The following is a 15,158-nucleotide window of genomic DNA, read 5'->3' on the forward strand; positions in this document are numbered from 1 at the left end:
GAGGCGGAGTTGCGGGAGTTCCTGGTGGCGCGGGTGCGGTCGCTGGAGGGGCCGCAGGCCACCCACCGGGAGAGCGGTGCTGCCACGCGTGGATCCGTTTCTCAGCGTCCTCTCAGCGGACGCCACCCAGGCTGGAGGAGTGACCGGGAACGACCGAGCACCTCGTGGACCGGAAGGATGGAGCCCATGGCCCCGCGTACCGTCGCCCTCCCCGTCGATCCGGCTCGGGGCCGCACGGCCCCGAGGGCTGCGGACACCACCGGCAGACTGCACTGTTTCTTCGAGGACGCGTGCGACCGCACACCGTCGGCCGTCGCCCTCGAATGCGGATCACACCGTCTGACCTACGCAGGCCTCGACGCCCGAGCCAATCGAGTCGCCCACCGGCTGCGCAGTATCGGCATCGGTCCGGGCAGGCGCGCGGCTCTGCTGCTGCCCCGGTCCGTGGACATGTACGTGTACATGCTGGGCGTCTGCAAGACGGGCGCGGCATTCGTGCCGATCGACCCCGCGGCGCCGCCCGACCGGGTCGCCTTCATCTTGAGTGACGCGGGCGCCACCGTGGTGCTGACCACGTCCGCTCTCGCGGCCGACGCCACCTGGGCGGGGCCGCGCCGGGTGTGCCCGGTGATCGAGATCGACGCGTGCGCCGGAGATCTGCCGTCAGTGGCGTCCTCGCGCCCGCCTGCCGAGGCCCGGGACGAGGATGATCCTCTCGCCTACGTCATGTACACCTCGGGGTCCAGCGGCCGGCCCAAAGGCGTGGAGATCGCCCAGTCGAGCATCTGCAACTTCCTGCGCGTCGTGTCCCCGATCTACGGCGTCCGGCCGCAGGACCGGGTGTACCAGGGCATGACCATCTCGTTCGACTTCTCCATCGAGGAGATCTGGCCCACCTGGGCGGCCGGCGCCACGCTCGTTGCCGGACCGGACGGCTCGGGACGGCTCGGCGACGAACTCGCCGACTTCCTCGAGGAGCACGACGTGACCATGCTGTACTGCGTACCGACGCTGCTGGCGACGATCCCGCGCGACCTCCCGCGGATCCGCAGCGTCGTCGTGGGCGGTGAGGCGTGCCCTGCCTCACTCGTCCAACGGTGGAGCAGGCCGGGACGGCGCATCCTCAACACATACGGGCCGACCGAGGCCACCGTCACGGCGACCTGGCAGGAACTTCTACCGGGGCGACCGGTGACCATCGGCCGCCCCCTGCCGACGTACTCGGCAGTCCTCCTCGACGAGCGGCGCCGGCCGGTGCCGCACGGCGCCGTCGGCGAGATCTGCCTGGGCGGTCCCGGCCTCGCCCGTGGCTACGCGGGCCGGCCGGACCTGACCGCGGACCGCTTCGTCGAGCACCCCCTGGCGCCCGGCGGCGGCCGCCTGTACCGCACCGGAGACCTCGGCAGGATGACCGACGAAGGGGAGATCGAGTACCTCGGCCGGGCCGACGCCGAGGTGAAGATCCGCGGCTACCGGGTGTCGCTGGACGAGATCGACAACGTACTGCTGGAGGACCCCGGCGTGGCCCAGGCGGGCACCGCCCTCGTGGCCGCGCGCAACGGGCACGACGGCGACCGCGTTCTCGCCGCCTACGTCGTGCGCACCAAGAACGGCGCGCTTCCCGACGACGCCCTCGCCGCCCGGCTGCACGAGCGCCTGCGGCGCTCGCTGCCCGCCTACATGGTGCCCTCGGCGCTGGACTTCCTCGACCAGCTGCCGGTCATGCCGAGCGGCAAGACCGACCGCACGCGGCTGCCCGCACCGACCGGCCGTCGGCTCGTCGGCACCGGCCACGTGGCGCCGGCCCGCGGCGAACTGGAGACGAGGGTACGCAGCGCCTGGGCGCAGGCGCTCGGCATCGCATCTGAGGAGCTGTCGGCGGAGGCCGACTTCTTCACCGATCTCGGCGGTCACTCCCTGCTCGCCGCCCGCGCCGTGTCGCTGCTGCGCGGCCGGGACGGCGGGACCGGCCCCACACTGCGCGACCTGTACGAGAACCCGACCGTGCGCGCGTTCGCGGCACGCCTGCGTGCCTCCGCGGATGCCGCTCGCCCGTCGGAGCAGCCCCGCCCGGCGCCCCTGCGGCACGGCCGCGCGAGGATCGCGCGCGCCGGCCTGGCCCAGGCGGCGGCCTTCTACGGGCTGCTCTTCCTGTTGTCGGGACCGGTGGCCTTCTCCTATGCACTGCACCACGGGCAGGTATCGGGCTTCGGGGCTGTGGGGCCGACGATCGCCGTGCTGGCCGGTTACGCCGCCGTACGCTGGCTCGTTCCCCTCGCTCTCGCGCGACCGCTGGCGGCGGGCATCCGGCCCGGCCGGTACCCGCTGTGGGGAGCGACCTACCTGCGACTGTGGGCGCTGGACGTGCTGCTGATCGAGATCGGCCCTGTGCGGATGCTCAGCGGGTCCCCTCTGATGGGTCCCTACCTGCGGCTCCTCGGCGCGCGCATCGGCCCCAGCACCTCCATCGCCACCAGCCTCGTCGGCCTGCCCACCTTGCTGCGCATCGACCGCGACGCCGCGATCGGCTACGGCGCCACGCTTCGCCCCTGGCAGGTCACCGACGGATGGGTCACGGTTGCCCCCATCACCATCGGCGAGCGGGCGTACGTCGGCGCCAACGCGGTCCTCGAGCCCGGCGCGTGTCTGGGCCCCGGGTCCGCGCTCGGCGAGCAGTCCGTGGCAGGCCCCGATGAGGCGGTACCCGCCGGAGCGCGCCGCGTCGGATCGCCCGCACGCCGGGTCGAGGCACTCTCCCCGCTCGTCGAGACGATGCTGCGAAGCCGAGCCGAGACGGACCGCTGGCGCCCGCGGCAGCTGGCCGCCGCCCTGCTCGGCCTGGCCCTGCTGGAAGTGGCCGTGATCGCCATGCCCCTGCCGAGCTTCGCCGTGTTCTGGTGGGCCTGGCTGCACGTCGGCACGACCGCCGGTCTGGCCGCCACCGCGCTGTCCGGCCCGGTCTTCGTGGCCACGGTGTGCCTGGCAGTCGCCGCCGGGAAGCGGGTTGTCCTGCCGAGAACACCCCTGGGGATCCACCCGGCGCGCTCGGCACTCGGCGTGCGCAAGTGGATCGCCGACAAGCTGCTGGAACACAGCCTGCTCCTCACCAACTCGCTCTACGCCACGCTCTACACGGTTCCGTGGCTGCGGCTGCTCGGCGCCCGCATCGGCCGGCGCGCCGAAGTCTCCACCGCGTCGCACATCGACCCGGACCTGCTCACCCTCGGTGACGGCAGCTTCGTCGCCGACAAGGCCGGCGTCGGCGTCGCCACCTTCGCGGCCGACCGCATGGCGTTCCGGCCCACCGAGGTCGGCGGACGCGCGTTCGTCGGCAACGCGGCGCTCGTTCCCGCCGGAGCGCGGCTCGGCCCGGGCAGTCTGATCGGAGTGGGCACGGTGCCGCCCCCGGACCGGGTGCCCGCCGACAGCACCTGGCTGGGCTCGCCCGCACTGCGGCTGCCGGTACGCCAGGCCAGTGGTTCGTACCCCGAGGAGCTGACGTTCCGGCCCACCCGCAAGGCCGTGCTCGGCCGCCTGGCCATCGAGTTCTTCCGCGCCACCATGCCCGCCTCGGTGCTCGCCACCAGTGCCTTCCTGTACCTGCTCGCCCTGACCGGCGTTGCCCGCCGTACAGGGCTGCTGGTGCCGCTGCTCGTGTCGCCGTTCCTCGCCATGGGCGCGGTGCTGGCTGTCATCGGGTACTGCGCGCTGGCCAAGTGGGTGGTCGCCGGAAGGTACCGGCCGCGCGTCGAGCCCCTGTGGAGCCTGTTCGTGCGCCGTACGGAATTCGTCACCGGTCTCTTCGAGTCGGCCGCGGTCCCGGCAGGCGTGGCCCTCCTGGTGGGGACGCCGTTCCTGCCGCCGGTGCTCCGCCGGTTCGGCGCCGCCATCGGACGGCGCACCTGGATGGGAACCACGTACCTCACCGAGTTCGACCTGGTGGAGGTGGGCGACGACGCCGCGATCGGCCTGCACGTCTCTCTGCAGACCCACCTGTTCGAGGACCGCGTGATGAAAATGTCGACAGTGACCGTCGGCCCCGGCGCGAGCATCGGGCCGCGGACGATCGTGCTCTACGACGCGGTGGTGGGCGCCGATGTCCGGCTCGGGGCACTGTCCCTGGTCATGAAGGGCGAGCGGCTGACGCCGGGAACGAGCTGGCACGGGCTCCCCGCCGAGGGGCTCACCGCAGCGGCCACCGGGCCGCGTACGAGGTCCAAGCCGACGAAGCATGCGAGCTGAGGCAGCCATGGCGCACTCCGACACCACCGCGGGGCGCCGCCCCCTCGCCCTCGTCTATCGAGGGCCGGCCTCGCTGCCCGGCTGCCCCGAGGCGGTCGCCGGACTTCTTGCCTCCGGTCCGTGGGATCTGGACGTCCTTTTCACCGGCCCGGACGAGGCACTCCCGCTGTCGGCCGAGTCCCTGTCCCACGCCGCGCTGTACGCCCAGCCCGGGGGCGGCACGCTCTCCCGCGCCTACCGGAAACTGCGGCGGCAGCGCCGGGCGATCCGCGACTTCGTCCACGACGGCGGGCGCTATCTGGGATTCTGCCTCGGCGGCTACCTCGCCGGGGCCACCCCGGGCTTCGGTCTCCTTCCTGGCGATACCGACCAGTACATCTCCTCCCCGGGGGCCACCGTCCATGACGAGGGCAACACGCTGGTCCGGGTGTCGTGGCGGGGCTGCCCACGCACCGTGTTCTTCCAGGACGGCCCCCTCTTCGTCCTCGATGAGAACGCCGACGCCCGGGTACTCGCCACCTACGACAACGGCACCCTCGCCGCCCTCGTGGCCCCCTTCGGCGGCGGCCGCGTGGCGGTCACCGGGCCGCACCCGGAGGCCACGGACGGCTGGTACACCGACCACGGCCTGCCGGTTCACCACACCCGGGATCTGGCCCTGGACCTGGTGGAGGCGGTGATGCAGGGGTGACCTCGCCGCCCGCCCTGTGGCTCGTGCGCGCGGACCCACGGATTGCGCCGACGTCGCTGCACGCCGAAGAGCGGCGGCGGGCTCTCGGCTTCGCCCAGGCGATGATCCGCGACCGGTACGTCGCCGCGCACACCGTACTGCGCCTCCTCCTCGCCGCCCGGCTCGGCGTCGCGCCCCGGCAGGTGGCGCTCACCCAGGAGCCGTGCCCGGTGTGCGGCGCACCGCACGGCCGGCCGGTTGTGGTGGGCGGCACACCGCACTTCTCCCTGGCCTACAGCGGCGACCGCTGCCTGCTCGCGCTTGCCGACACGGCCGTCGGCGTCGACATGGAGCGCATCCCCGCGCCCGGCGTCGTGACCGGACTCGTCCCTGACCTGCACCCGCGGGAGCAGGCCGAACTCGCGGCCCTTCCCGAGGACGAGCGGCCCCTGGCCTTCGCCCGGACCTGGGTGCGCGAGGAGGCCTACCTCAAGGGCCTTGGCACGGGCCTGACCCGGGGGCTGTCCACCGACTATGTCGGCACCGGCGCCGCGCCGGCCGAGGGGCTGCCGGGCTGGACGATCGCAGACGTCACCATGGACGAAAGCCGTACCGCGGCGATCGCCATCCGTAGCGGCTGACGGCACAGGCGGCCGGTCCGCGCCCCGCGGAGCACGGACCGGCCGCCTGTGCCGTCAGCCGAATGGCTGATCGGCGACGCGCGACGTGCGCACCAGGCGCTGCCGCTCGTCGAGGTCCGTCTCTCGCCGTCCCTCGGGCCGCCCGCCGACTCGCCGGACGTCGGTTGCCCGCCGGTCGCGGTCGTCGTCGTGCCGCATGCGCTCCCGGGTGTCCCGGTCCCGGTCCCGGCACTCGTCTCGGAGGCCCTTCATCGTTCCTCACCCTGCCTGGCCGTGCCTGTTTGACGATTCCAGCCTGTGACCGGGGCACTGAGAGGAGGCTGAGAGCCGAGCCGATCCTCAGGGTCCTCTCAGCAAACAGCCGCTGGTCCGGAGCTACGGTGGATGGAGAGAGGCTGCCATGCGGATGCTGATCATCGAGGACGAGCAAGCACTCGCCGAGGCGATCGCCGACGGGCTTGCCGCGGAGGGCTTCGTCGCCGACGTCGCACACGACGGCGCGGACGGACTGTGGCGGGCTCTCCACGAGCCCTACGACGTCATCGGGCTGGACATCATGCTGCCCTCCATGTCGGGGTACGAGGTCCTGAAACGGCTGCGGGCGGCCAGGGTCTGGACGCCGGTGCTGATGCTCACGGCGAAGGACGGGGAATACGACGAGGCGGACGCCCTCGACCTCGGCGCCGACGACTACCTGAGGAAGCCGTTCTCCTACGTCGTGCTCGTCGCCCACCTGAGGGCCCTGCTGCGTCGCGGAGCACCCGCCCGTCCCGCCGTGCTCACCGCCGGCGACCTCACCCTGGACCCCGCGCGTCACCGCTGTCGCCGTGGGTACCGTGACATCGACCTGACGGCACGGGAGTTCACGCTCCTGGAGTACCTGCTCAGGCACCCCGACGAGGTGATCAGCAAGACGGACATCCTCTCCCACGTGTGGGACGAGCACTTCGACGGCGACACCAACATCGTCGAGGTGTATATCGGCTACCTCCGGCGCAAGATCGACGCCCCGTTCGACCGCCGGACCATCGAGACCGTCCGCGGCGCCGGCTACCGGCTGCGCAGTGGTGCGAGGTGACGGATGTCCGCCATCGTTCGGTCCTGGTGGGCCTGCCGGTCGCTGCGGCTGCGGCTGACCGCCGCCGCGGCCGTGGTCATGACGGCCGGGCTGGCCGGAGCCGCCGCGCTGCTCGTCGTCTGGCTGCACGCAAGCCTGATCAGCGGTCTCGATCTGACCGCCCTGCAAAGCGCCCAGGTCGTGGCATCGTACGAGGACAGCGACCGGATCCCTGCGGAAGTGCCCCTCACCGCCCACGGGGAAGTCGCCGTACAGGTCGTCGACGCCGGGGGAAAGGTGAGCTCCAGTTCGGCCAATCTGCGCGGTCGGCCACGGGCGTTCACTTTCCCGGCGAGCGAGTCCAGCATTCCGCGGGCCCACACCGTCCACAACATTCCCGTGGGGGGCAGCGGGACGTGGCGTGCCGTCGGCGTCCCCGCGGGCACGGCCCGCAATCCCGTGACCGTGTACGTGGCCGTGCCCACCGAGAGCGTCGATCACGGTCTGGCCCAGCTCGCCGTCGGTCTGGCCACGGGCGTGCCGGCGGTCGTCGCCTTGCTCACCGGAGTCGTGTGGTCGCTCACTGGGCGCGCGTTGCGCCCCGTGGACGCCATGCGTGCCCAGACCGCGGAGATCACCGCGTCCGACCTGAGCCGCCGCGTCGACGTACCGCCCGCCGACGACGCGCTCGGCCGGCTGGCCACGACCTTCAACGACCTGCTGGCCCGTCTGGACACAGCTACCCAACGGCGGCGAAGGTTCATCGCGGACGCCGCCCACGAACTGCGCACCCCCCTCAGCACCCTGCACACCCGCCTTGAAGTCGCCGCCCATCACCCCGGCTCCGTCGACTGGCAGACCCTCGCCCCCGGCCTGCTCCGGGAGACCGAACGGCTCGCCCGGCTCGTCGACGACCTGCTCCAACTCGCGCGACTCGACGCCCGGCCCCGGCTGCGCACCCGTCCCGTCGACCTGGACGAGATCGTCTTCACTGAGGTGCGCCAGGCCCGCCGCCGCACCCGGCTCGTCATCGACCAGCACGCCGTCGGCGCGGCACGTGTGCAGGGCGACGAGGACGCCCTCGCCCGTGTCGTACGGAATCTGCTGGACAACGCCCTGCGCCACGCCACCACCCGTATCGACGTGAGCCTCCGCATCCTCGACGGCACCGCCCGGCTGGTCGTCGCCGACGACGGCCCCGGCATCCCCGAGGCCGACCGGGAGCGCGTCTTCGGACGCTTCACCCGCCTGGACGACGCCCGCGCCCGGTACACCGGTGGCAGCGGCCTCGGCCTCGCCATCGTCCGTGACACCGTCACGGCCCATCACGGCAGCACCCGCATCGAGGACAACCGACCCGGCGCCCGGCTGGTCGTCCTGCTGCCGGCAGAGGACCGGTGATCGCCGTCGGGGCGGTGCACTTCGATGCGGCCGGCGCGGGCGAGTCCGTGCTGGAACAGCGTGGGGACAGTTCAGGCTTCACAGGGCGCGGAGCGACCAGGCCCGGGTGTGGCCCATCGGTGAGCACGCGGGGCGCGGGCCCGGTTACCCGGCTGCTGCTGGTCCTTGCTCGTCCGTTCCGTGTTCGCGCTCATGGCGTGCCCTTCGCGGGAGTGATGGTGGGACGTTCAGAGGTTTCGAGTGCTGCTCCGTGACGCCGCGTGGAGATGGTCCGGCCGCACCGGCCGCACCGGGCGCAGCACCGTGAACGTGACGGTGAATGCGGCGACGAGGAGGCCCGCGCCTACGGTGAAGGCCAGGTGGTAGCCGCCCGTCAGTGCCCTGGCCCGGTTCTCTCCCTTCGTGAGCAGTCCCTGGGTGCGGGAGGCCGCCAGTGTGGACAGCAGGGCGACGCCCACCGCCATACCGATCTGCTGGGTGGTGTTGAACAGGCCGGACGCGAGCCCGGCGTCATCGGCCTTCGCATCGGACATGCCGAGCGTGGTCAGCGCCGGGAGGGCGAGACCGAAACCGGCCCCGAGCAGCATCACCGGGAGCAGATCGGTGAGGTAGTGCGCGTGTACGGGCACGCGAGCGAGCAGTCCGAGGACCCCGATCAGCATGACGAGCCCGCTCAGCAGGACCCGGCGTTCACCGAAGCGCGCATTGAGGCGGGCCGAGACCGCCAGGGACACCCCGCCGATCACCAGGGCTGCCGGAAGCATCGCGAGTCCGGTCCGTGCGGAGCCGTAACCGAGGACCTTCTGCAGGTACATGCGCGTGTGACATTTCATGGCTCGACCTCCAGGAACCGTCGGCGTCGCGGCCCGCGGTACAGCAGCGCTGTCCAGCCCAGTTGCCCCAGCGATGCCGCGCACCGGGTCAGTTCCGCCTCCTCCTCGTGCGAAGCCCCGCTGCCGGGCGGACCGAGCCACTCCACCCGCACGGTGCCGGGCGTCCCGCCCTCCTGTACGCGGTACCCCGAAGCGACCCGCTGCCCGGACGCATCAACGGCCGATGCGGGCACACCGGCCGCTTCCAGCGCCAGCGCGACCGCCCGCACCATCCGATGGAGCTCCCACTGAGCCGGTACGCCCTCCGGGTCCGCCCGCCCGGTGTTGGTCAGCCGTCGGATCTGCAGCAGCCCCTCCCACGCCGTCCGCACCGACGCGGCACGCTTCTCCGCCGGCCCCGGGGCCAAAGGGCCGTCCCCGGTGGCCGGTTCGAAACCGGTGTCGCGCTCGCTGCCCATCCGCGTCCCCTTTACCCGTCCCGCACTCCTGCTGACGTATGCATCCCGACGCTCCCCAATCACGATGTCGCCACGGCTTTCCGGGCTCCGACATCCCCTCGCTGGAGGGTCGCTGAGCTGCGCGTACACCGTACTGGGAGCAGCGGTGGTCACGAAGCTGTCCGACATGGACATGGTGCGGCGCATCGCAGGTCTCCTGTCCACGGACGGCGAAGCGAAGGGATGCGGACGGGCGTCGCGAACGGATCACGTCCGTGGTTCGTTGCAGAGTGTGGCGTACCCGGAAGAACATTCGACGACCGGACCGAGGAGCCCCGTACATGCCCAGCCGCAACGACCCCAGCCGCACCCACCTGATCGAGCGGCTCATGGAACGGTTCCCGCACGTGCCGCGGGAAGCCGTCATCAAGGAGGACCTCCTCCGCGGCGGCGTGGCGTTCGACGAGTCCGCGCTCAGTGACAACGAGGACGGCGACGTCAAGCCGAAGTCGTACTTCATCTTCTCCTTCGACCACGGCACCCTGCCGGAGCTGGGAGCGGCCGCACTGCGACGCCCGCCGGAGGAGATCGTGCTCACCGGAGGCCCGTACGACCTGCGCCGCACGGTTGTTTCGGTACGGGTGAACCCGGCGTCGCCCTACCGCGTCGCGGCCGACGAGGACGGCGTCCTGGGACTGTACCTGGACGGCAGGCGGATCTCGGACGTGGGCCTGCCGCCGATGCCGGACTACTACCGGCACACGCTTTCCAACGGCAAGTCGGTGATGGAGGTCGCGCCCACCATCCAGTGGGGCTACCTCGTCTATCTGACGGTCTTCCGCGTCTGCCAGTACTTCGGTGCCAAGGAGGAGTGCCAGTACTGCGACATCAACCACAACTGGCGCCAGCACAAGGCGGCGGGACGTCCCTACACCGGGGTCAAGCCGGTCGAGGAGGTGCTGGAAGCACTCGCCATCATCGACCGCTACGACACCGCGAAGACCTCCACCGCCTACACCCTGACCGGCGGCGCCATCACCTCCCACATCGGGGGGCGCGACGAAGCCGACTTCTACGGGCAGTACGCCAAGGCGATCGAGGACGCCTTCCCCGGCCGCTGGATCGGCAAGGTCGTCGCGCAGGCACTGCCGAAAGCCGATGTCCAGCGCTTCCACGACTACGGCGTCCAGATCTACCACCCGAACTACGAAGTGTGGGACCGGCGACTGTTCGAGCTGTACTGCCCCGGCAAGGAGCGCTACGTGGGCCGCGACGAGTGGCACCGCCGGATCCTGGACTCCGCTGAGGTCTTCGGCGCCCGCAATGTCATTCCCAACTTCGTGGCGGGCGTGGAGATGGCCGAGCCATTCGGCTTCACGACCGTTGACGAGGCCATCGACTCGACCACCGAGGGCCTGCGGTTCTTCATGTCGCACGGCATCACCCCGCGCTTCACGACATGGTGCCCGGAGCCCACCACGCCGCTGGGAAAGACCAACCCGGACGGTGCGCCACTGGAGTACCACATTCGGCTGCTGGACGCGTACCGCTCGACGATGGAGGAGTACGGGCTCAGCTCGCCGCCCGGTTACGGCCCGCCCGGACCCGGCCGCGCCGTGTTCTCCGTCAGCTCGTTCATGGACAGCCTCCCGGCCGCACCGGACGACGCACGGTAGTCAGCCGCAGGGCAACGTACGTGCGTCAGCCGCGAGTTCACGTACGACCTCGGCGAAGCCCCGCACCAGGGCGTTGTCCGCGCCGTCCACCCACGCGAGCACGGTCCGCAGCGGCTCCGCATCCGTCAGCGGGACCCACGAGAGATCCGGCCGGGCGTAGTACTGCGCCATGCTGGAGGGTGCGAAGCAGATCGCCGACCCCTCCGCGACCTGCTCCAGCATTTCCTCGACGTTGTCGTTGGTCGGGCCCCAGCGCGGGCTCGACCCGTCCGGCCTGGGGTTGACCGCCCACCAGTCCACCCACTCGCGAGGCGCCCGCTCCGTCCACATCAGCGGTTCGTCGGCGACATCGAGCAGGGAGACACCGGAGCGGCCGGCGAGCGGATGCCTGGACGGCAGACCGACGACCCGTGGCTCGGAGTGCACGACCTCGGCATGCAGCCTCGTCAGGTCATTGGGCAGCCAGACAAAGGCGACATCGGCAAGCCCGTCGCGCAGCGCAGCGGCCTCCTGGCCCCAGTCGTACCTCTTCGGCGCCACCTGTACGCCCGGGTGACGCCGCGCGAACTCCGCCCTGGCCCGAGTGGTCAACTCGCCCGCCCCGCTCGCCTCGAACCCCACCCGCAGGACGCCCGTCTCGCCGCGCCGGTGCCGTTCGGCAGCGGTTGTCACCCGCTCGGACTGGAGCAGTGTGAGACGGGCCTCGGTGATGACATCGAGTCCGGCAGCGGTGGCGGCCACGCCACCCGCGTGCCGGTCGAAGAGCCGTACACCGAGTTCCGATTCCAGGCTCTTCAGCGCGTAGGACAGGGCCGGTTGGCTGACGTACAGCCGCTGGGCGGCCCGTCCCAGATTCCCCTCCTCGGCGATCACGGTGAGGTAGTGCAGCTGACGCAGTTCCATCCAGCGATGATAAATCGTCTTTATGGAGTGAGAGAGGCTTTGTCTTGGACCAACAGAGGCGTCGGCTGACATAACAGAACTGCCCAACACCCCTTTGGACAAGTGGAGTCAAGAATGAATGCCGACACCGCCGCCACCCCGGACGCCCGCACCGAGCCGACCGGCCGCGTCTGGCTGATCACGGGAGCATCCTCCGGTTTCGGCAGGTCGATCGCCGCAGCAGCCCTCGCCGCCGGAGACACCGTCGTGGCCACGGCCCGCAGGCCCGAGGCGCTCGATGACCTGATCGCCGCACACCCCGACCGAGCGGTCGCCCTGCAACTGGACGTCACCGACCAGGCGCGTATCGCCGCCGTCGTCGCCGACACGGCGCTCTGGTACGGGAGGATCGATGTCCTCGTCAACAACGCAGGTCTCGGGCTGGTCGGGGCGGTCGAGGAGACCACCGACCGCGAACTGAGGGATCTGATGGACCTGCACTTCTTCGGCCCCGCCGCCCTGGTCCGCGCGGCGCTTCCGCACATGCGCCGCCAGGGTTCAGGGGCGATCGTGCAGATGAGCAGCATGGGCGGCCGGCTCTCCTTCCCCGGCGTCGGCGCCTACTCGGCGACCAAGTTCGCCCTGGAGGGTCTCTCCGAGGCACTCGCGGCCGAGGTGGCCCCGCACGGGATCAAGGTCCTGATCGTCGAACCCGGATCGTTCCGGACCGGGTTTGCCGGGGGAGGCGCACTGCGCCAGACCGCGGCCATCCCCGCGTACGAGGAGTTGGTCGGCCCGGTCCGTACCAGCCTTCCCGGCTCGGACGGCAAGCAGGAGGGCGACCCCGACAAGGCAGCCGCGGCGATCCTGGCCGCGCTGGCTGCCGAGAGGACGCCGATGCGGCTGCCGCTCGGCAACGACGCGACCGACGCGGTCTTCGCCGCCCTCGACACCGCCCGCGCCGAGACAGTGGCCTGGGAGAAGGTCAGCCGCAGCACGGGCTTCGACGACTGAGCGCGAGCCACAAGCCGACGAGGGGCGGGTTTGGGTATAAATCCGACCGGAACCCGCCCCGTCGCCGCCCCGCCGCCGATGGACGGAGCTGCGCGCCGAGCCGTCAGGCGCGCCACTCCGCCGTACGCTCCGGGGACGCCTCGGCCAGCGCCTTTGCGATGGTCTCGGCATCGCCCTGGTTGCCGTAGACGGGCGTGCCGGGCTGCTGGCGCCACGACTCGTCCAGGCCGCCCGCGTCCACCGTGTCGAATCCCAGCTCGCCGATGAGGTCGCGCACGGTGTGCTTGGCGGCCGCGTCGTCACCGGCGACCGGCAGGGCCTGACGGCCGGGGCTGCCCTTCGGGAGCGGCTTGGAGAGGATGTCCTCCGCGTACGTGCCGTTGAACGCCTTGATCACCGGGTGACCGATCTGCTCCTCGGTCCACCTGCTTTCCGGCAGGCCGTCCTCGATGGCGGCGATACGGCCGTCGCGCTGCTGCGGATAGTAGTTGCCGGTGTCGATGACGACCACACCCTCCGCCGCCCCGTCGAGGAACCCCGCGGGCAGGCCGGGGACGGCCTTGACCGGGATGGTGACGACGACGACGCGCGCCCCTCGTGCCGCCTCCGCCACGGTGACCGGGGTGGCTCCGGTCTCCTCGGCGAGCGCCGTGAGCGTCTGCGGGCCACGGGAATTGGCGACGGACACCTCGTGACCGAGCGCGGTGAGACGCCGAGTCAGGTTGCCGCCGATGTTGCCCGCTCCAATGATGCCGATCTTCATGGATCCGACCTTCCGATGGTGCCTGCGAAGTGCAATGCCGTCTTGTCGTTCCACCAACTCGCCGATGCGGAGACCTATTCCGGGTGGCCGGAAGAACGTTCCCCCTGGGGAGGGACGGATGGGAACCGGCGGCTGCGGGCACGTACAGAGAGAGAAACGGAACCACAGAGCCCACTTGAAGGCGGTGCCCATGCTGCATGGCGTCGATGTCAGCTCGTATCAGTCGTCCTTCGACACGGACGGACTCGACTTCGTTCTCATCAAGGCCACTGAAGGCGGTTCGTACGTCAATCCGCACCTGTCCGCACAGGTCAAACGAGCCAGGGACGCAGAATGCGTGGTCGGCTTCTATCACTTCCTGTGGCCGGGAAACCTCACCGCGCAAGCAGAGTACTTCGTGAGCAAGGCCCCGGAGAAGGCGGGCGATCTGCTCGCCGTGGACTGGGAAGTGACCGGCGACGGAACGCGGGCGAGCGATGCCGAGAAGGACCGCTTCATCCGCGAGGTCAAGCGCCTGAGGCCGCACCACCGGGTCCTGCTCTACTGCAACCGGCACTTCTGGCTGAACTACGACACCACGTCGTATGCCGGTGACGGTCTGTGGATCGCCGACTACGTGACCGCCGGACATCCCCGTATCGAGGCGCCCTGGCGCATCCATCAGTACACCGACCACCCGCTCGACAAGGACGTGGCCGCCTTCGCCTCACGCAGCGCCATGCGCACCTGGGCGCGACCATGACCGCTGCCTGCCTCAACGGCGGGCCCGCGCTCGCGACGCCGGCGACCGACGCCGCGTCACCGTCACACCGACACCGGCGGTCCGATGTGTGCTCGCAGAGATCCAGTCGGACACCCGGAACGTGCAGGAAGAGCTTCTGGCGCCGTTGACCGAAGACGAACGCACGTAGCTGGAATACCTGTTGAGGCGCGTCTATGTACACATCAACCATGAAGAGGACGGACAACGGCCAAGTCGCTGACCGAATCCAGGGTTCCGGTGCGGCAGACTTCTCCGGTGACCTCAGCAGCTCAACCTCCCCGCGACCGTGCGCTCGGGCGCGGCATCACCACCCTCATCCCGCAGGCTTCGAGCGTGACCCCGGCGGAGCAAGCGGCCGCGGTACTGGCCGGAATGCGGAGCGTTCCGGTGCGCATCGGGGTCCTCCAGGCGGCCGTTGTGCTCCTGGAGGAGCGTGTGCGTACGACAGAGGACGACACGGAGCGTCGGGCGGCGGCCACGACCGTGGCCATGCTCCGCGGCGCGATCGCCCAAGCGGGCTGAACCGCTGCCGCGGCGCAGTCCGGTGCGGATCGGTTGCGCCCGCTCACTCCGGCCATGGGGAGCCGAGGATCGTACGGACGAAGTCCCCGCGCTCGAAACCGGGCACATAGTGCTGCAGCACATCTGCCTTCACATGGCCGAAGGTCGTCTCCGGTTTGGGCCGGATCCCGTCGGTGAACGCAGCGACCGAGCTGGTCACCGACGCCCTCGCCATGGCGATCACGGCCCGCAGACCCACCCTGGCGCATGCACCACTG

General features: G+C 71.0%; 13 protein-coding genes and 2 pseudogenes. 9 read left to right on the plus strand and 6 right to left on the minus strand.

The features are described 5' to 3' along the window. The first annotated feature begins 186 nt into the window (after positions 1-186). The 3 genes from AB0915_RS19765 to AB0915_RS19775 are packed head-to-tail and all read left to right on the plus strand — an operon-like array spanning position 187 to position 5,553. Positions 187-4,242, plus strand: a complete 4,056-nt coding sequence (locus tag AB0915_RS19765) for a Pls/PosA family non-ribosomal peptide synthetase (protein ID WP_366692313.1) — start codon at positions 187-189, stop codon at positions 4,240-4,242. Next, positions 4,232-4,933, plus strand: coding sequence for a BPL-N domain-containing protein (locus AB0915_RS19770; RefSeq protein ID WP_366692314.1), 702 nt, complete (start codon positions 4,232-4,234; stop codon positions 4,931-4,933). The genes AB0915_RS19765 and AB0915_RS19770 overlap by 11 nt, the downstream gene beginning before the upstream one ends. Continuing rightward, complete coding sequence (locus AB0915_RS19775) at positions 4,930-5,553, plus strand: 4'-phosphopantetheinyl transferase superfamily protein (RefSeq protein ID WP_366692315.1); 624 nt, start codon at positions 4,930-4,932, stop codon at positions 5,551-5,553. Before AB0915_RS19770 ends, AB0915_RS19775 begins: the two co-directional genes overlap by 4 nt. Before the next feature lie 54 nt (positions 5,554-5,607). Here the strand turns inward: AB0915_RS19775 and AB0915_RS19780 are convergent, their stop codons facing one another. Next, positions 5,608-5,805, minus strand: coding sequence for a hypothetical protein (locus AB0915_RS19780; protein ID WP_366692316.1), 198 nt, complete (start codon positions 5,803-5,805; stop codon positions 5,608-5,610). 148 nt (positions 5,806-5,953) lie between these two features. Between AB0915_RS19780 and AB0915_RS19785 the strand changes: the two genes are divergently transcribed. Both AB0915_RS19785 and AB0915_RS19790 read left to right on the plus strand, forming a co-directional pair. Then, positions 5,954-6,631, plus strand: a complete 678-nt coding sequence (locus AB0915_RS19785) for a response regulator transcription factor (RefSeq protein ID WP_366692317.1) — start codon at positions 5,954-5,956, stop codon at positions 6,629-6,631. 3 nt (positions 6,632-6,634) lie between these two features. Continuing rightward, entirely contained in the window at positions 6,635-8,011 is a 1,377-nt protein-coding gene (locus AB0915_RS19790) for an ATP-binding protein (protein WP_366692318.1), read from the plus strand. A gap of 227 nt (positions 8,012-8,238) precedes the next feature. On the opposite strand, the pseudogene AB0915_RS19795 reads toward AB0915_RS19790, so the two are convergent. Both AB0915_RS19795 and AB0915_RS19800 read right to left on the minus strand, forming a co-directional pair. Continuing rightward, a pseudogene (locus tag AB0915_RS19795) lies at positions 8,239-8,826 on the minus strand (MFS transporter); the annotation flags it as partial. Positions 8,827-8,840: 14 nt separating this feature from the next. Further along, positions 8,841-9,302 (minus strand): hypothetical protein, encoded by a 462-nt coding sequence (locus tag AB0915_RS19800; RefSeq protein WP_366692319.1) that lies wholly within the window; start codon positions 9,300-9,302, stop codon positions 8,841-8,843. Positions 9,303-9,622: 320 nt separating this feature from the next. On the opposite strand from AB0915_RS19800, the gene AB0915_RS19805 reads away from it, so the two are divergent. Further along, a complete protein-coding gene (locus AB0915_RS19805) occupies positions 9,623-10,957 on the plus strand; it encodes a radical SAM protein (protein ID WP_366692320.1) in 1,335 nt (444 codons plus the stop codon). Here AB0915_RS19805 and AB0915_RS19810 read toward each other — a convergent pair whose 3' ends face one another. After that, entirely contained in the window at positions 10,958-11,860 is a 903-nt protein-coding gene (locus AB0915_RS19810) for a LysR family transcriptional regulator (RefSeq protein WP_366692321.1), read from the minus strand. A 114-nt stretch (positions 11,861-11,974) separates the two neighbouring features. On the opposite strand from AB0915_RS19810, the gene AB0915_RS19815 reads away from it, so the two are divergent. Continuing rightward, positions 11,975-12,853, plus strand: coding sequence for an oxidoreductase (locus AB0915_RS19815; protein ID WP_366692322.1), 879 nt, complete (start codon positions 11,975-11,977; stop codon positions 12,851-12,853). 103 nt (positions 12,854-12,956) lie between these two features. Here AB0915_RS19815 and AB0915_RS19820 read toward each other — a convergent pair whose 3' ends face one another. After that, complete coding sequence (locus AB0915_RS19820) at positions 12,957-13,808, minus strand: NAD(P)-binding domain-containing protein (RefSeq protein WP_366692323.1); 852 nt, start codon at positions 13,806-13,808, stop codon at positions 12,957-12,959. Here AB0915_RS19820 and AB0915_RS19825 point away from each other — a divergent pair. Beyond that, entirely contained in the window at positions 13,807-14,358 is a 552-nt protein-coding gene (locus AB0915_RS19825; protein WP_366692324.1) for a glycoside hydrolase family 25 protein, read from the plus strand. The two genes, AB0915_RS19820 and AB0915_RS19825, sit on opposite strands and share 2 nt — an antisense overlap. A gap of 276 nt (positions 14,359-14,634) precedes the next feature. After that, positions 14,635-14,901, plus strand: a complete 267-nt coding sequence (locus AB0915_RS19830; protein WP_366139215.1) for a hypothetical protein — start codon at positions 14,635-14,637, stop codon at positions 14,899-14,901. A gap of 43 nt (positions 14,902-14,944) precedes the next feature. Here the strand turns inward: AB0915_RS19830 and AB0915_RS19835 are convergent. Beyond that, positions 14,945-15,088: pseudogene (locus AB0915_RS19835) on the minus strand (diguanylate cyclase); the annotation flags it as partial. Between the last annotated feature and the right edge of the window lie 70 nt (positions 15,089-15,158).

This window comes from Streptomyces sp. NPDC048411 (genome assembly GCF_040704695.1).
Lineage (GTDB): Bacteria > Actinomycetota > Actinomycetes > Streptomycetales > Streptomycetaceae > Streptomyces.